Annotated in this window: 16 protein-coding genes; 6 read left to right on the top strand and 10 right to left on the bottom strand. The window is 74.0% G+C overall.

All coding sequences use genetic code 11. The annotated features are described in order from the left end of the window. Positions 1-3: 3 nt before the first annotated feature. Together OKX07_RS04605 and OKX07_RS04600 are read right to left on the bottom strand one after the other, a co-directional pair. Positions 4-1,596 (bottom strand): DNA polymerase ligase N-terminal domain-containing protein, encoded by a 1,593-nt coding sequence (locus tag OKX07_RS04605; protein WP_265630681.1) that lies wholly within the window; start codon positions 1,594-1,596, stop codon positions 4-6. Between the two features lie 88 nt (positions 1,597-1,684). Then, positions 1,685-1,819: a hypothetical protein gene (locus OKX07_RS04600; RefSeq protein ID WP_265630680.1), complete on the bottom strand. Its 135-nt coding sequence runs from the start codon at positions 1,817-1,819 to the stop codon at positions 1,685-1,687. Between the two features lie 178 nt (positions 1,820-1,997). Here OKX07_RS04600 and OKX07_RS04595 point away from each other — a divergent pair, with 178 nt between their 5' ends. Further along, positions 1,998-2,534 (top strand): Uma2 family endonuclease, encoded by a 537-nt coding sequence (locus OKX07_RS04595; RefSeq protein WP_265630679.1) that lies wholly within the window; start codon positions 1,998-2,000, stop codon positions 2,532-2,534. A gap of 18 nt (positions 2,535-2,552) precedes the next feature. Here the strand turns inward: OKX07_RS04595 and OKX07_RS04590 are convergent, their stop codons facing one another. The 3 genes from OKX07_RS04590 to OKX07_RS04580 all read right to left on the bottom strand — a co-directional run bounded on the left by OKX07_RS04590 (position 2,553) and on the right by OKX07_RS04580 (position 5,175). Then, positions 2,553-3,434: a L,D-transpeptidase gene (locus OKX07_RS04590; RefSeq protein WP_265630678.1), complete on the bottom strand. Its 882-nt coding sequence runs from the start codon at positions 3,432-3,434 to the stop codon at positions 2,553-2,555. 62 nt (positions 3,435-3,496) lie between these two features. Further along, entirely contained in the window at positions 3,497-3,922 is a 426-nt protein-coding gene (gene arr / locus OKX07_RS04585) for an NAD(+)--rifampin ADP-ribosyltransferase (RefSeq protein ID WP_265630677.1), read from the bottom strand. Next, complete coding sequence (locus OKX07_RS04580; protein ID WP_265630676.1) at positions 3,919-5,175, bottom strand: hypothetical protein; 1,257 nt, start codon at positions 5,173-5,175, stop codon at positions 3,919-3,921. The genes arr and OKX07_RS04580 overlap by 4 nt, the downstream gene beginning before the upstream one ends. 250 nt (positions 5,176-5,425) lie before the next feature. Between OKX07_RS04580 and OKX07_RS04575 the strand changes: the two genes are divergently transcribed. Continuing rightward, on the top strand, positions 5,426-6,223 hold the full coding sequence (locus OKX07_RS04575; RefSeq protein ID WP_265630675.1) for an alpha/beta fold hydrolase: 798 nt from the start codon (positions 5,426-5,428) through the stop codon (positions 6,221-6,223). Continuing rightward, a complete protein-coding gene (locus OKX07_RS04570; protein WP_265630674.1) occupies positions 6,220-7,419 on the top strand; it encodes a PP2C family protein-serine/threonine phosphatase in 1,200 nt (399 codons plus the stop codon). The genes OKX07_RS04575 and OKX07_RS04570 overlap by 4 nt, the downstream gene beginning before the upstream one ends. A 19-nt stretch (positions 7,420-7,438) precedes the next feature. Here OKX07_RS04570 and OKX07_RS04565 read toward each other — a convergent pair whose 3' ends face one another. Further along, positions 7,439-8,074: a hypothetical protein gene (locus OKX07_RS04565; protein WP_265630673.1), complete on the bottom strand. Its 636-nt coding sequence runs from the start codon at positions 8,072-8,074 to the stop codon at positions 7,439-7,441. A 172-nt stretch (positions 8,075-8,246) separates the two neighbouring features. Here OKX07_RS04565 and OKX07_RS04560 point away from each other — a divergent pair, with 172 nt between their 5' ends. Then, entirely contained in the window at positions 8,247-9,122 is an 876-nt protein-coding gene (locus OKX07_RS04560; protein ID WP_265630672.1) for a nuclease-related domain-containing protein, read from the top strand. A gap of 68 nt (positions 9,123-9,190) precedes the next feature. Here the strand turns inward: OKX07_RS04560 and OKX07_RS04555 are convergent, their stop codons facing one another. The 3 genes from OKX07_RS04555 to OKX07_RS04545 all read right to left on the bottom strand — a co-directional run bounded on the left by OKX07_RS04555 (position 9,191) and on the right by OKX07_RS04545 (position 11,414). Then, complete coding sequence (locus OKX07_RS04555; RefSeq protein WP_265630671.1) at positions 9,191-9,754, bottom strand: PIN domain-containing protein; 564 nt, start codon at positions 9,752-9,754, stop codon at positions 9,191-9,193. Then, positions 9,751-10,242 (bottom strand): helix-turn-helix domain-containing protein, encoded by a 492-nt coding sequence (locus OKX07_RS04550; RefSeq protein ID WP_265630670.1) that lies wholly within the window; start codon positions 10,240-10,242, stop codon positions 9,751-9,753. The genes OKX07_RS04555 and OKX07_RS04550 overlap by 4 nt, the downstream gene beginning before the upstream one ends. A gap of 92 nt (positions 10,243-10,334) precedes the next feature. Beyond that, positions 10,335-11,414 (bottom strand): hypothetical protein, encoded by a 1,080-nt coding sequence (locus OKX07_RS04545; RefSeq protein ID WP_265630669.1) that lies wholly within the window; start codon positions 11,412-11,414, stop codon positions 10,335-10,337. Between the two features lie 204 nt (positions 11,415-11,618). Between OKX07_RS04545 and OKX07_RS04540 the strand changes: the two genes are divergently transcribed. Then, positions 11,619-12,176 (top strand): DUF427 domain-containing protein, encoded by a 558-nt coding sequence (locus OKX07_RS04540; RefSeq protein ID WP_265630668.1) that lies wholly within the window; start codon positions 11,619-11,621, stop codon positions 12,174-12,176. Positions 12,177-12,414: 238 nt separating this feature from the next. Here the strand turns inward: OKX07_RS04540 and OKX07_RS04535 are convergent, their stop codons facing one another. Next, positions 12,415-14,604: a DEAD/DEAH box helicase gene (locus tag OKX07_RS04535; protein ID WP_416220823.1), complete on the bottom strand. Its 2,190-nt coding sequence runs from the start codon at positions 14,602-14,604 to the stop codon at positions 12,415-12,417. Between the two features lie 498 nt (positions 14,605-15,102). On the opposite strand from OKX07_RS04535, the gene OKX07_RS04530 reads away from it, so the two are divergent. Then, complete coding sequence (locus tag OKX07_RS04530; RefSeq protein ID WP_265630667.1) at positions 15,103-15,711, top strand: hypothetical protein; 609 nt, start codon at positions 15,103-15,105, stop codon at positions 15,709-15,711. Positions 15,712-15,739: the final 28 nt, after the last annotated feature.

The raw sequence follows: 15,739 nt of genomic DNA, 5'->3' as shown, positions 1-15,739 counted from the left end.
GACTCAGCGCAGCGGCGGGAGCACCTGGTCGCCCGCGAGCGCGCCGCGGAACGGGTCGCCGTGCTCGGCGAGCCGGTCCAGCACGGTGCGGATCGTGAACGCGTCGGGTCGCAGCCACGGCTCGTCGAGCTCGTCCCAGGTGATCGGCGTCGAGACGGGCGCGCCGGGCGCCGCACGCGGGCTGTACGGCGCGACGAGCGTCTTGTTCACCGCGTTCTGCGTGTAGTCCAGGCGCGCCTGGCCGCCGCGCTCGCGGACCTCCCAGCGCCAGCTCACCAGGTCCGGCACGACCTTGCCGACGGTGCGTGACAGCCGCTCGACCCACGCGCGCGTCTCGTCGAACGTCGGGCCGAGGGCGATCGGCACCCAGACCTGGATGCCGCGCCGCCCGGTGAGCTTGGGGAACGCCTGCACGCCGACGTGCTCGAACGCGTCGCGGTGCAGCCGCGCGAGCAGCACCAGGTCCTCCCACGGGGTCGCCGGACCGGGGTCGAGGTCGATCAGGGCGTACGTCGGCAGGTCCGGGGCTGCCGTCCGAGACGTCCACGCGTGCCACTCCAGGGCACCGAAGTTGGCCGCCCACACCAGCGCCGCGGGCTCGTCGACGACGAGGTACGTCGACGTCTCCCCCGGGTCGGCGGCCGGGTTGTCCCAGCGCGGCACCCAGTCCGGCGCGTGGTCCGGCAGCTGCTTGTGCCAGAAGCCCGCGGTGCCCGCGCCCTGCGGGAACCGGTGCATGTTGAGCGCACGGCCCGTCAGGTACGGCAGCACGACGGGCGCGATGCGCGCCGTGTAGCGCAGCAGCTCACGCTTGGTGACGGGCGGCTCGTCGTCGCGGCCACCGAACAGCACCTTGTCGAGGTTGGTCACCCGCAGCCGGCGCCCCAGGACGTCCCACGTGCCCGACGCGCCCAGGTCGTCGAGGGCCGCCAGCTCGTCGTCGGACGGGCCGGCGACGTCCGGGACGGGCGGGTGCGCCGCCACCTCGGCCTGCGCGGCCGGGACCCCCGAGCGCCACAACCGCTGCGGGGCCGCCGCGACCTCGTCGTTGGTCCGCCCGGACACCACGGACGTCGGGTGGTCCTCCGCGTCCCAGCCGGGCACGGCGTGCTCGTCGCGCTTGTGCAGCAGGAGCCACTGCTCCTTGCCGTTGTCGCGGCTGCCGTCGCGCCCGTCGCGGCGGACCAGCAGGAACTTGCCGCGCAGGCGCTCGCCGTGCAGCTCGGCGTGCAGCTGCCCGCCACGGATCTCCGCCGCCGGGTCGTCGGACTTGTAGGGGTGCCACGTGCCGTGGTCCCACACGATGACGTCGCCGCCGCCGTACTCCCCGTGCGGGATCACGCCCTCGAACCCCGCGTACTCCAGCGGGTGGTCCTCGACGTGCACGGCCATGCGCCGCGCCGCCGGGTCGAGCGTCGGGCCCTTCGGCACGGCCCAGCTCGCCAGGACGCCGTCGATCTCGAACCGCAGGTCGTAGTGCAGGCGGCGGGCGCGGTGACGCTGGACGACGAAGCGCCGCGCGGGCCCGTCACCCGCGTCCGGTGGTGCGCCCGCAGGCTCGGACGTGCGCGTGAAGTCGCGCATCGACCGGTACATGCCCAGCGCGTCCGACGCGTCGGCGTGCGCGGGGTCGGTCGCGGGGTCGGTCGCGCGGTCGGTCGCGGGGTCGGTCGCGCCCTCGGTGTCAGCCCTTCGCCGTGGCGTCGGGGTCCTCCTCCGGCTCGAACGTGCTCGGCTCGTCCGTCGCGGTCCCGCCGACGCCGTCGTCGGACAGGTCCTGCGCGTCGGTGCCCGTGGTGCCGTCGTCCGTGTCGCTCACGGTTGCCTCCTGGGTTCGCCTGTGCCGTCAGCGTGCGGTGGCCGACGACCCCCCGCAACCGGTGGCGCCGCACCGACGTGCCGCGCCGAAGTGTGATGGGTTGTTGCCGGATCCCGGCAACAACCCTTCACGCTCTGCGACCCTCCCCCCGGCGGGGGCGCGCGCGTATCCTGGCGGGGTGACGGTCACGCCTGAGCGCACCAGGCTCCCGTGGGAGCAGTACCTGGCGCTGCCCGAGGACGGGTCCCGCAGCGAGTACCTCGACGGGACGGTGCACGTGACTCCCCTGGCCGGCGCCCGTCACCAGACGTTCGTGAGCCGCACGGCGTTCCTCCTGGCCGGTGCCTTCGGCGCCGACCGCGTCCTGCCGGGCCACAACTGGCTGCTGCGCGACGGTCTGCTGCGCATCCCCGACGTGTCCGTGCTGCCCGCACCGCAGGCCGACACCTACGTGACCGTCCCGCCGCAGGTGGTCGTCGAGGTGCTCTCCCCGACGACGCGCGCGACGGACGAGCTCACCAAGACCGTCGAGTACGCGATCTACGGCGCCGGCTCGTACTGGCTGATCGACCCGGACGCCCCGTCGCTGACCGTGCTGCACCGCGCGCGCGAGGCGTGGAGCGAGCCGGTCGTGTACGAGCGTGGCGCCGGCCGGGTGTCGATCGACACCCCGGCGGGTCCCGTCGACGTGGACGTGGACGCGTTGCTCTCCTGATCCGCCGGACCGACGTCCTCAGGCGACCGTGAGCAGCGTGCCCGGCGGGACCTTGCCCCACAGCAGGTCGAGCACCTCGTCGCTCACGCGGATGCACCCGTTGGAGATCGGGCCGGTGCGCGCGAACGGGCTGGTGTGGATCGCGGTCGCCGACGTCCCCGTCGCCGTGTCGTAGACGTCGATGGCCTCGCTCTGGCTCGACAGCAGCAGCACCCGCGGGGTGTACGTGCCCGGCTGCTCCCACTGCGACCCGACGACGAACTGCGCCACGGCGGGCGTCGGCGTCCCCGGTGCCCCCACGGCCTTGACGGGGACCGTGCTGGTCGTCCCGCCGTCGTCGATGGTGAGCGTGAGCGCCGTGAGGTCGAGGTGCAGCCGCCAGTCCGTCCCGGAGGGGGTGGTGTCCTGCGCGCGGATCCACACCGAGCGGCCGTTGACCTGCGCCACGTCCTGGCTGGGCAGCGCGCTGCGGGTCGCGACGAGGACGCGCAGCCACCCGCCGCGCCGGTCGAGCACGGGCAGGACGGTCGGCACGTCGAGCGTCTCGGCGGGGACGGTGGCGACGGGTCGGCCGTGCAGCGCGTCGTACCCGGCGGTGTCCCGCACGACGGTCGCCGTCTGCCACGTGCCCAGCGCGGGGTCGTCGTTGCGGCGCTGCTCGAGCCCGTCCGTCCCCGGCAGGCCCGGGACGAGGTTGCGCGGCTCGGCGACCGGCAGCGTCGCCAGGTCGACCGGTGCGATCGCCGGCGGCGCCGGTACGGCCGCCTTGGGCACGGCCACGGACGCCCGCACGACGACCACGGGCGGCGGCCCGGCGGGGGCCGGCGCGCAGCCCGCGGCGAGCACCACGACGCACGACGCGACGGCGACTCGCGCGCGGGCCCGCATCCTGGTGGTCACGCCTCAAGGATGCGGGACGTGCGGGGCTCCCACCACCACGCTGCCCGGACGGCCCAACGCGCTCAGTCGTCGACGGCCTCGACACCCTGCCGCGCGAGCTCGGCCACGTGGTCCCGCATCTGCTGCAGCACCTCGGGCGGGTGCGGCTGCCAGTCCAGGACCTCCCCGACGACCCGGACGGGGTGCCGCGTCCGGTAGGAGCGGGTCGGGTTGCCGGGGAACCGCTGGTCGGTGAGGTTCGGGTCGTTCTCGATCGGACCGTCCGGCTCGACGCGGAAGATGCGCCCGGGCCCCGGGCCGACCGCGAGCTCGGCACCCCACGTCGCGGCGTCGAGCGTCGCCGACAGGTACACGTGGTTCGCCGCGCGGCGCGACCCGTAGTTGGAGCTGCGGCCGGGGGTCAGCACGTCCCCGACCGCCAGCTCCGCCTTCGTGCCGTGGAAGAAGGGGCCCGCGTCGTCGACGCCGGCCGTCCCGTCCGCCGTCACTGCGACGACACGATCCGGCCGCTGAACTTCAGCAGGTCCCAGATGACGGCCCGGTCCACGGTCTGCCCCGGGGCGACCGTGTACGTCACCGTCCCGGCGGCCTGCCCGCGCCCGTTGACGTCGACCGCGTACGAGCCGTAGACGGTCGACGTGCTCGACGGGCCCGCGAGCTGCACCGGGACGCCCAGCACCCAGGCCAGCGCCTGGCTGCCGCCCTCTCCCGGCGGCTGCATCTCGTACCCGACGGCGATGCCCAGGTCGTTGACGGCGCGAGCCTCGCTCGCCATGCCGCGCGGCGTGCGCAGCGGCGTGACTCCGCGCCGGTCGATCACCGCCGCGTCGGACACCCCCTGAGGCTCCCGCTCGAGGGACCCGACGACCACGCCGGAGCCGTTCATGTCGTTCGCCCGCACACCGTCGGTCCCGAGGTACCGCACCGTCGTCCCGCGGTCCCAGACCACCGCACGGCCCCCGGGGGGTGCGCCCTCGCCGTCGACCTTGCCCAGCACGTCGCCCCGCTCGTTGACCGTGTACGCGACGCTCGACGACATCCCGTCGGGCAGCGGCAGCTCGGTCAGGGTGCCGTCCTGCCACACGAACGCACGGTCGGACCAGTCGGCCAGCGTCGCGGTCCCGGCGACCAGACCACGGTTGTTGATCGACGACGCGTACACGTACCCGAAGCCCAGGTCGCCGAGGTCCTGCACCTGCCCGCCACGCCACACCACCGCGCGCTGCTGTCCGTCGTCCGTCGCGACGATCCCCGAGACCGCGCCGTCGTCGCTGAGGTCCGTCCCCGACGACCAGACCCCGTCGGCAGAGACCGGCGTGAGCGTCCCGTCCGGCTCCCACAGCAGCACGCGCGACAGGCCCGCCTGGTACACGTTGACGAGAGCCTGGCCCTGCCGGTTCACGTCCCGGGCCTCGACGCTGCTGCCCTCGACCTCCAGGAGGCTCGACACACCGCCGCGCCACCGGAACACCTGCACCTCGTCCTCGGTGGACGTGATCCCGACGACGACGCCGGTGTCGCTGATGTGCTGCGCCTGGCTGTGGTCGCCGGGCACGCCGAGGTCGACGGCCCGCGGCAGCCTGGTCCCCTTCGGCACGCCGAGCGCCTCGGCGTCGGTCGTCGTCATGCCCTGCTGCTCCGCGGTCCCGGCCGCGGCGGGGACGGCCCCGCCTGCTGCGACGACGACGGCGCACAACCCCGCGACCGCGAGCCAGCGGCCCGTCCGACGACTCCTGGACACGCGCCTGCCCGACCTGCTCATCTGTGCCCCCGGTGCAACGGCGCCTCCGGACGAGTCACCACGTCTGTGACCGTATAGGGGCGAAGCGCCTAGGACGAGAGGAATCGGCCCTTTTCGCCCGCTGTCTCTGCCATGTCCTCCTTCCCGACCGGCAGGGGTACACGTGGCCGGCGATGCTGTCGCCGCCCTGCTCGCGCGATCCGGCGTCACCTCGTCGCGTTTCGTCACACCCAGTCGCTACCCTCGTCCGGTGAACGCGGTCCGCCGGCACAACATCCGCGTCTCGGGGGTACCCGGGGCGCAGGCCGTCGTGTTCGCGCACGGGTTCGGGTGCGACCAGAACATGTGGCGCCACGTCGCCCCGCACTTCGAGGACGAGTTCACGGTCGTCACGTTCGACCACGTCGGCGCGGGCGGGTCCGACGCGTCGGCGTACGACCCCGCGCACCACGGCACCCTGAGCGGCTACGCGCAGGACGTCCTGACGATCCTGCAGGAGCTCCAGCTGCGGGACGTGGTGTTCGTGGGCCACTCGGTCTCGGCGATGATCGGGGTGCTGGCCGCCGTCGACGACCCCCGGCGTTTCGACAAGCTGGTCCTCGTCTCCCCGTCGCCGCGGTACGTCGACGACGTGGGGTACACGGGCGGCTTCACCGAGGCGGACATCACCGAGCTGCTCGAGTCGCTCGACAGCAACTACCTGGGGTGGTCCAGCGCGATCGCGCCGGTGATCATGGGCAACCCCGACCGACCCGAGCTCGGCGCCGAGCTCACCGCGAGCTTCTGCCGCACGGACCCGGAGATCGCCCGCCGGTTCGCGCGCGTGACGTTCATGTCGGACAACCGCGCCGACCTGCCCGGCGTCAGCGTCCCGACGCTGGTCCTGCAGTGCACCGACGACGTGATCGCACCGGTCGCCGTCGGGGAGTACGTGCGCGACGCGATCCCCGACGCCCGGCTCGTGCTGCTCGACGCGACCGGCCACTGCCCCAACCTGAGCGCCCCCGAGGCGACGACCGCCGCGATCTCCGCGTTCGTGCGCGCTTGACGGGGACCGGCGCGGCGCCCGCGCCCCGCGACGACGCCGACGCCGCCTTCCACGACGCCCTGCTGCAGGACGACCCCGCCCTGCTGTACGACCGCGCGCCGTGCGGGTACCTCTCGACGACGCCCGACGGCGTCATCACCCGCGTCAACGCGACGTTCCTCGCGTGGACGGGGTACCACCGCGAGGACCTCGTCGGTCGACGGCGCTTCATCGACCTGCTGCCCGTCGGCGGGCGGATCTACCACGAGACGCACTACGCGCCGACCCTGCACCTGCAGGGCACCGCCCGCGAGATCGCCCTGGAGGTCGTCTGCGCCGACGGGCGACGCCTGCCCGTGCTCGTCAACTCCGTGCTGGAGCGCGATGCCGACGGCAACCCCCTCGTCATCCGCACCGCCGCGTTCGACGCCACCGAGCGCCGCCGGTACGAGCAGGAGGTGCTCGCCGCCAAGCGTCGGGCCGAGGAGTCCGAGGCGCGGGCCGTCGAGCTCGCGCAGACCCTGCAGCAGACGCTGATCCCGCCGACACCCCCGCGCATCCCCGGCCTCGACGTCGCCGCCGCGTACCGGCCCGCGGGCGACGGGCGGTACGTCGGTGGCGACTTCTACGACGTGTTCCAGGTCGCCACCGACGACTGGGTCGTCACGCTCGGCGACGTGCAGGGCAAGGGCACCGAGGCCGCCGTCGTCACCACCCTCGCCCGCTACACGCTGCGCGCCGCGGCCGTCGACCACGACTCCCCGAGCGACGTGCTGCGCACCCTCGACCAGGTGCTGCAGCGCGCGGACACCGACCGGTTCTGCACCGCCGTCGTCGTGCGGCTGCGGCGCACCGGGGGTGCGTGGCGGGCGACCGTCGCGTGCGGCGGTCACCCCCTGCCGCTGCTGCGGCGGCCCGGGCGGCCGGTGCAGGCCGTCGGGCAGCACGGGTACCTGCTCGGGCTCACGCCCCGCGCGACCTTCGTCGACACCGAGATCACGCTCGCGTCCGGCGACGCGCTGGTGCTCTTCACCGACGGCGTCACCGAGGGCCGGCAGCGCGGGGAGTTCTACGGCGTCGCGCGGCTGCAGGCCCTCGTCGAGGCACGCCGCGGACCGGCCGCCGAGGTCACCGACGCGATCCTGGCCGACGTCATGGCGTTCCAGTCCGACGACGCGCGCGACGACATCGCGGTCGTCACGGTCGCGGTCGAGTGACCTCGAGCGCCCGGGTCCGTCAGGCCTGACCGCGGAAGTCGAGCAGCAGCGTCATCGCCGCCGCCACCCTGCCGTCGACGACGCCCCCGGGCGTCGTCACCGTGAACCGGTTGCGCGTCGCGGACCGACGCTCGACACGCAGCAGCACCCGGCCCGTCGCGTCACGGAACTCGACGTCGAAGGCGAACGGCACCGGGACGAGGGTCGCGAACGGCAGCCGGCTGTAGACCTGGCGCGCCATGCCGACGACGAGGTTGCGCTGGCGGCCGACGACGTCGTACCCCGGCCCGGCGATGCGCCACACGTGGAAGAGCTCCGACTCCACCCACTGGTACTCGAAGAAGCCGGCCGCGGCGCCGCGCTCGTCGACGGCGTCGAAGACCGCGTAGAGGAGGTTCATCTGCGTGCGCGCCCGGACTGTCAACCAGCGGCGCGTGTGCTCCCGGTCGGCCGAGAAGCGGTACTCCTCGCGCAGGCTCAGCTGCTTCGGGCTCGCGTACAGCGCGACGTCGCCCTCGACCCCGTCCGGCCCGACGGGGCGGATCTCGTAGAACTGCTCCTTGCGGGAGATGCGGCGGCGCATGGTGAACGTCGTGCACCCGGTCAGCGGGTGCGCCGCCGCCGGGGCAGGCGCACCCGCGTCGACGGTGGTCATGGGCGCACGGTACTGCCGCGCCGAGGACGCGTCCGCAGCCATCCAGGTGACCGTGCCGAGAAGTCAACACATCGACGTCAGCAGGTCGCTCCTTGCCCGCGGCTTCGACCCCGCGCCAGGTTCGTCGCCGATCTGGCCTCGAGCGTGCCCACTTCACTGTCGATGCCTCACCATGACCCCTTCGGAAGACATCGCCGGCGCGTCGCCGAAGTTGATGAGGCTGCGGTACGCGGGGGCCTGCGAGACGTGCGGTACCGCGCTCGACGCCGGATCGCGTGCGGTCTACCTCAAGGCGACGAGGGCAGTCCAGTGCCTCGTCTGCCCCGAGCCGACGGCGACGGCGACGGGCTCACCGGCCGCCGACCTGGCCGCAGCCGCGGAACCGGCCGTCGAGTCCGGTACGGCAGGGTCGTCCGCCCGGCGGGAGTACGAGCGGCGGTCGGCCAAGCGCGAGACGCGGATCCGAGAGGCTCATCCGCGGCTCGGTGGGCTCATTCTCGCGGTGAGCGACGAGCCCCAGAGCACGACCGCCTGGGCACGCGGCGCGCGAGGCGAGGAGCTGCTCGGCGCCACGCTCGACGCCCTCGCCACCCGGGGCGTCCGACTGCTGCACGACCGCCGCATCCCGCGGACCCGCGCGAACATCGACCACATCGCCGTCGGCCCGACGGGTGTCCACGTCATCGACGCCAAGCGCTACAAGGGTCGGCCGAACCTCCGCGCCGAAGGCGGGCTCATCCGCCCACGGGTGCACAAGCTCGCCGTCGGGTCCCGCGACTGCACCGGCCTCGTCGACGGCATCCACAAGCAGGTCGCCCTCGTCCGGGCGGCTCTCGACGCGGCTGACCGGCCCGACACGCCTGTGCACGCAGCGTTGTGCTTCGTCGACGCCGACTGGCCACTGTTCGGCGGCTCGTTCCTGATCTCCGATGTCGCCGTCCTGTGGCCCCGGAAGCTCGTCGAGCGCGTCATCGCACCCGGCGCGATGACGGGCGAGCAGATCGAGGCGGTCCACCGCAGCCTCGCCCGGGCCTTTCCTGCCGCCTGACGCGACCTCGTGTCGCAGCTCGCGCGGAGTGCGACCAGCGTGGGGCAGCCTGCCGCCACGTGGTGGCCTCAACCCGTCAGACCCGTGAGATGCCGGGCAAACGCGGGCACCCCAGCCCGTGCCAGGGCATCGAGCACCTGCGTGGACGTCATCGGCGGCCAGGTCTTTGCCTGCGCATGCTCGCGGATCACGCGCACCATCGTCTCTTCGTCGAGATCCGCCAGGTCGAGGAGGAAGTCGTCCGGGGAGACCGTGTGCAGACCCAACGCGGACATCGCAGCCGCTGGGAAGTCTTGGACGTTCGCTGTGACGACCGCCTCCGCTCCTCCTCGAAGGGCGGCCGCGACCACATGCCGGTCATCCGGGTCGGCCCCCAGCTCGATGCCCTCGACGAGCGGCTGCCACCCCTCGACGAGCGCATCGTCGAAGGCGAGGTTCATCGCGTGCAGCCGCACATCGACGCGCCTGGGGTCCAGCCCGGGGTGCACCCGGAGGATCGCGGAGCGGACCTCCGCCAGGATGCGCGCCGACCACAGCGGCCGATAGAGGCCCGCCTCCGCCGCGCGGAGCAACGTGTCCGCGAGAGCGACGGGCACCAGGACGTTGGCGTCCAGCACGGCGGCGAACGTCACTCGGCAGGTCCCGCCTTCCGAGCGACCTCCAGGGCGTCGGTGTAGTCCGCGGCGTCGACGTCGTAGAGGTCGTCCTCGACGGCATGGCGCGTCATCTCGTCCAGGAGGTCGCGACGCGCGACGCGACGCTGCTCGCGGTAGGCGATCACGTCGTCGAGCCGTACCCGGCGGTGGCGGCTCGACTTCTCGAACGGGATCTCGTTCCGCTCGAGCAGCTTGACCAGCGTAGGTCGCGAGATGCCAAGGAGCTCAGCGGCCTGGCTCGTGGTCAACCGCGTCGAGTGTGCGGCGACAGTGATCGCCTGTCCGTGCTGCATCGCCTCGACCACCTGCAGCAGCACGTCGTGCACCTCGGCCGGGAGCGCGACCTCCGTGCCGTCAGGACCGACGAGGCGGGCGCTGGGTGCGTGGAGCATCCGCGCGAGCGCGTCGACGGCCGCGCTGTCGTCGGACGGCAGCGTGACCGGGAGGGGGATAGCGACGCTCATGCACTCAGCATGCGCGGTGAAACGAAAAATCCGCAACCCTCAGGGAGTGGCTCCTCGACTACGACTGCGTCGACCGTGAGACGCCGCAGCCGTCAGCGCCCTGCCCTGCGCGGGAGCCAGAGCACCGCGACGCCGTTCTCGACGCCCGTCGCGCTGCCGACGACGTAGCCCTTGTCGGAGGTGCCGTACGCGAACGAGCTGCCGCCGTACGGTCCGACGAGGTCGACGGCGCCCGCGGGTCGCGGCTGCCACACGAAGGCGCGGAACTCCCCAGTGGCGGACCTCGTCCCGACGACCACCCCCTTGTCGGTGATCCCGATCGCCTCCGACGACCCCGCACCGAGCCCGGCGAGCGGCTGCATCGTGCGGGTCCTCGCCGACCAGAGGAAGGCCACGGAGCTGTCGTCCGCGACGTCGGCCGACCACCCGGTCACGTCGCCCCGGTCGTTGATCCCGCGCCCGAACGACACGACGCCGCCCGGCAGCACGCCCAGATCGGTCATCTGCCCGCTGCGGGGGTCCCAGACGAACGCGTGCCCGAGCCCGTCGGCCGTCGCGGCGTCCCCGACCACCTGGCCGCGGTCGTTGAGGCCGTAGGCGCTCGACGACCCGCCGCCGAGGGTGCCGAGGTCGCGCATCGCGCCGGCCCGTGGGCTCCAGAGGAACGCGCGGTCCTCCCCGCTGGCGCTCCCCGACGTGCCGACGACCTGGCCGCGGTCGTTGATCGCGGCCGCGCGGGCGTACTGGCCGCCGAGCGTCCCGAGGTCCGTGGTGCGACCTGTGCGGGGGCTCCACACGAACGGGCGGGTCCCCCCGTCCGGGTAGGTCGCGGTCCCGGCGACCTGACCGCGGTCGTTGACGTCGGCGGCCTGCGACTGGACCGCCCCGGGCACCGCGATCGCCGCCATCCCGCCGGCTCTGGTCCACACGAACGCCACCTCGAGCCCGTCGACCGTCCGGGTGGTGCCGACGACGACGCCCGCGTCGTTGACGGCGGCTGCGACCGACGGCCCGGACCCGGCGTCCCCGAGGTTGCCGAGGTCGATCGCCTCGTAGGTGAACCGGTACGGCGGCGGCCCGCCGTGGCCCTCCGTCTCGTACCCCTCCGCCACCGGCGCAGCTGCACCGGCACCCATCGCCGCCACGAGCAGAACAGCCCCGATCCGAGCCATGACGCCACCCCCCGGTGGATCCAGGTCACTTGCCGGCCGGACCGGCAGCGACCGCGTGACATGGGCGATTCGCCCGTTTCACGCTATCGCCGGGCCCCGTGACGGCGTAGGCCCGAACGAGCAGTTCACCCGGCCGCCCGCACGGATCGAGCCCAGACGCGACGCCCGCCCGCGACACCGCGCCCCGGCGGTCATAGTGGTGACATGAGTCCGGAGAACGGCGGCCCATGGCGACCGCGCACACCACCGCCGGGGGGCCGTGCCGCGGTCGCTCCGGGGCCTGGTCAGGAGTCCGTCTGGGACTACCCGCGCCCGCCGCTGGTGGCGCCGAGCACGGAGCACGTCCTCGTGGTCCTCGGCGCGACCGTCGTCGCGGACACGCGCCGGGCGCTGCGCGTCCTGGAGACCTCGCACCCGCCGACGTACTACCTGCCGCTCAGCGACGTAGCCGACGGCGCGCTCGTGCCCGTCGACGGGGTCACGACGTCCTGCGAGTTCAAGGGCCGGGCCGTGTACTACGACACCGTCGGCACGGACGAGCGCGGCCGCCGGGTGGTGCTGCCGCGAGCCGCCTGGGGGTACCCGACGCCGTCGCCCGGCTACGAGGCCCTCGTCGACCACGTCGCGCTGTACCCCGACGGCCTGACGTGCAGCGTCGACGGCGAGCGGGTCGAGGCGCAGGACGGTGACTTCTACGGCGGCTGGCGGACCAGCCGGGTCGTCGGTCCGTTCAAGGGCGGAGCCGGCACGCGGGGATGGTGAGGCGTCGTCGCCGCTGGCAGCCGGTCGACAGCCTCGCTCTCGATGGTCCCGCGGGCCGCGAGCAAGCGGTTCGCGGGGGGGTTCCCCGGGGGGCGCTACCGGCGTGCTGACGGGGGTGCCGGGGGGCGGATGCCCTCGGCGCCGCACCGCAGGCACGCGTACGAGAACCCGCCGCCCTCGTCGTCGCGCGGGATCTTCGTCGGGCGGTGACCGAGCAGCCGGCAGAGGAACCTGACCCTCACGCCCAGCCCGCGCCCTCGTCCGCGAGCGCGTCGGTGAGCAGCCCGACCAGGGCGTCGAGCTGCACGTCCGTGGACGACGTGTCGTCGTCCTCCCCCGCCCCGTCCAGCGCGCGGGCGGCCAGACCTGACTTGGCGTCGATCAGCTCGGCGATCCTGGAGTCGATGGTCTGCGCGGCGATGATCCGCCACGCGGTGACGGGCTCGTCCTGGCCGATGCGGTGGATCCGGTCGATGGCCTGGGTCTGCTCGGCGTGCGTCCAGGACAGCTCGGCCAGCACCAGGTTGGACGCGACCTGCAGGTTCAGCCCCACACCGGCGGCCGTCAGCGAGCACACCACGACCGCCACCTCGGGGTCGTCGACGAACGCGGCGATGTTCTTGGCGCGCACCCGGGGCGTCTGGTCGCCGCGGATCGAGGCGTACCGGATGCCGCGGTCGGCGAAGGTCTGCTCGGCGGTGTCCATCACGTCGACGTGCTTGGCGAAGAACACGACCTTGCCGACGTTGCGGGCCAGCTGCGCGGCGTAGTCCGCGGCCAGCCCGGCCTTGGCCTGGCCGATCCGGCGGACCATCGTGAAGACGTTCTCGCCCCCGGCCTTCGAGCTCGCGTCCTTGAGCTCGGCGGCGGCGACCCGACGCGCGAGGTCCGGGTCGACCCCGTCCACCTCGGCGCCGCGTGCCGCGACGGCGGCCCGGTAGCGGCCGACCAGCCGCTGGGCGAGCGCCTCCTCGGCGGCACGGATCGAGCGGCCGACGGCGCCGTCGAGCTCGACGGGCAGGTCCGCCACCCGGCGCGCCGGGATGTCGGCGACCACGTCGATCTTGCGACGACGCACGATGCCCATGTCGATGACGGCGGTGCGGGCGGCGGCGTAGAAGCCCCGGTCCGCCGGGGTGAGGCCGGTGTCCTCGAGAGCTTCCATCAGGCTGCCGAGCGGCTTGGTGGCGTCGATCCAGCCGAGGTACTGCCAGATCGCGCGGAAGTCCTCGATGTCGTTGATCAGCGGCGTCCCGGTCAGCGCCATGAGCAGCGGCCGGGCGGTGCGCGCGCGGATTCGCTCGGAGAGCGCCAGGACGTGCTTGGAGCGCTGGGAGCTCGTGTTCTTGATGAAGTGCGCCTCGTCGACGACCATGCCGCGGAAGCCGAGGTCGCCGAGCCAGCCGACGTGCCGGTCGAGGATCTCGTAGTTGACGATCACGACGTCCGCGAACCCGTCCATCTTGTCGCCGTCGCCGTGGACCACGGTGGGCTGGCGCAGCGGCGTCCACAGACCGACCTCGTGGGCCCAGTTCGTCTTGACGACGTTGGGGACGACGACCAGGAGCGGGAACGCGTCGGCCGCCTGGGCGGCGAGCAGAGCCTGGGCGGTCTTGCCGAGCCCCGGCTCGTCGGCGAGCAGGAACGTGCGGTGGCCACGGGCGGCGGCCGCGACGACCCGGGCCTGGTGCGGCATCAGCTCCCGGCCGGCGGGCGTCGGCACCGGGCGCGGCTCGGGCAGCGGCATGCAGGCGGGCGCGCCGGTCGCCGCCTCCTCGAAGGACCGGAAGAGGGGGTCGAGCAGCTCCCAGCCCGCCAGCCTGCGCGCCCGGGGAGCGGCCCGCTGTGCCGCGGCCTCGAAGTCCGGTGCGAGGAACGGGTTGGCGAGCTGCCGCGAGATCACCGAGCGCGGCACCACGCGCTTCTCGGTGCCCGGAGCGGGTGCGACCGGGGCGGCCGGCGCGGCGGGCTCGGGCTCCTCGGGCGGCTCCAGGCCTCCGGCGCGCATCACGGTGGCCTTGTAGGCCCTCGCGGCGTCGGAGACGCGGGCGTCCTCGGCCAGGAGCTCCAGCAGGGAGGTGTCCCGGGCCGCCGTCCTGGCCAGCTGCGTGGCGACCTCGTCGAGTCGCTTGAGGTCCTTCGCGCGGCGCTCGTTCGGGCCGCCGCCGGCCATCAACCGGGCCCGTTCCTCGCGCACCAGCAGAGCCACGACCTGAAACTTGGTGCGTACCGCCGGACGCGTCGGGGGACGTTGCACCGCGGCGTCGACCTCGCGGGCGAGCCCCGCGAGCACCGGGATGATGCCCTGCTCGGCGGGACGTGAGGAGCGACGGCGCTGGGTGCCGGGGTCGGTGCGCGGAGCGCCGCGTCGCTCGGCGCCGGGCTCGGTGCGCGCGCGACCGGACCGGCGCTGGCCAGGTCGTGCCACAGCTCCTCCTTCTCGACGTCCGCGCCGCGATCGCGGCGCAGCGCGTCACTGTCGCGGCCACACCGAACGGTCGGGCGCCACCTCGCGACCGCGGACGCGGTCGTTCGGTGCCCGGGCGCGGACACGGACGTCCGGGCCGTTCGCGCGGCGCGTCGTCGGCGCCGCCCTGTGCTCACGCCGATGCTGCCACGCTCCGGCGTCCGGTGAACCACCGCGGCACGGTCCGTGGGACCGCGCGCGACGACCGGAGGACCTCCAGTCTGGCGCACGGTCGGGGTCCACCGCGCCTGGACACGATGATCCGTGACGATCCTCACCCGCTCGGGGGGTCGGGTGCGGGCCGGTTGCGGGTCGGTTGCAGGCCGGGCGCGGGCCGCGCACGCCCTGCCGTGTCCGCCTGTCCTGCGCCTGTGGAAAACGCCCGTGCAGGGTGCTCCCCGATCGCTACGCTGCTCCCGCTCGCCCAGGGCTGTCCTGGGCCACCATCCGGGAGTCCCCATGTCTGACACCTCCGCCGACGTCGTCGCGCCGACGCCGCCCGCCGCGGCCCGCGAGAACATCGGACGCGGGACGCTCGCCGCCCTCGTCACCCTGCCGGTCGGAGTCGCGGCCTGGGTGATCGTGTGGGGCCTCGGCTTCGTCGCCGCGATCGTCGGTGCCGTCGTCGCGTTCGTCGCACTGCGCCTGTACGTCTGGGGCGCCGGCCGGATCAGCCGGGTGGGCGCCGCGGTGGTGCTCCTGACGACAGCCGTCACCCTCGTCGTCGCCTTCTTCGCCGGGATCGTCTACGACGCTGCGGTGGCCTTCGGCGAGGCGAGCGGGCTCAGCGCCTGGGAGTCCTTCACCCAGGCGGGCTTCTGGCCGCTGTTCTGGGACGTCCTGCCCGAGGCTCTCCCCGACTACATGCCCGACTTCGCCTGGGCGCTCGGCTTCGGTGCCCTCGGCTCCTTCGCGACCCTGCGCGCGGCGTTCGCCGCCGCGCGGACGCCGGACGAGCCCGCCCTCGCGTCGGCGTCCGAGGCCGCACCCGCTCCCGCGGCCGTGCCCGCCCCTGCGGCCGCGATCGCTCCCGCGACGGACCCGCAGCCCTCGCCCGGCCAGGTCTGACGCCTCGACGACGGGGCCGGGCGTGGAC

The sequence above is a fragment of the Cellulomonas sp. S1-8 genome, from assembly GCF_026184235.1.
Taxonomy (GTDB): Bacteria; Actinomycetota; Actinomycetes; order Actinomycetales; family Cellulomonadaceae; genus Cellulomonas.
This window is presented reverse-complemented; position numbering and strand designations above follow the sequence as displayed.

Bases quoted from the DNA above. Each gene is read 5' to 3' on its own strand.
- OKX07_RS04605 (WP_265630681.1), bottom strand. From the start codon at position 1,596: ATGTACCGGTCGATGCGCGACTTCACGCGCACGTCCGAGCCTGCGGGC.
- OKX07_RS04565 (WP_265630673.1), bottom strand. From the start codon at position 8,074: ATGACCACCGTCGACGCGGGTGCGCCTGCCCCGGCGGCGGCGCACCCG.
- OKX07_RS04560 (WP_265630672.1), top strand. From the start codon at position 8,247: ATGACCCCTTCGGAAGACATCGCCGGCGCGTCGCCGAAGTTGATGAGG.
- OKX07_RS04550 (WP_265630670.1), bottom strand. From the start codon at position 10,242: ATGAGCGTCGCTATCCCCCTCCCGGTCACGCTGCCGTCCGACGACAGC.
- OKX07_RS04545 (WP_265630669.1), bottom strand. From the start codon at position 11,414: ATGGCTCGGATCGGGGCTGTTCTGCTCGTGGCGGCGATGGGTGCCGGT.
- OKX07_RS04540 (WP_265630668.1), top strand. From the start codon at position 11,619: ATGAGTCCGGAGAACGGCGGCCCATGGCGACCGCGCACACCACCGCCG.
- OKX07_RS04530 (WP_265630667.1), top strand. From the start codon at position 15,103: ATGTCTGACACCTCCGCCGACGTCGTCGCGCCGACGCCGCCCGCCGCG.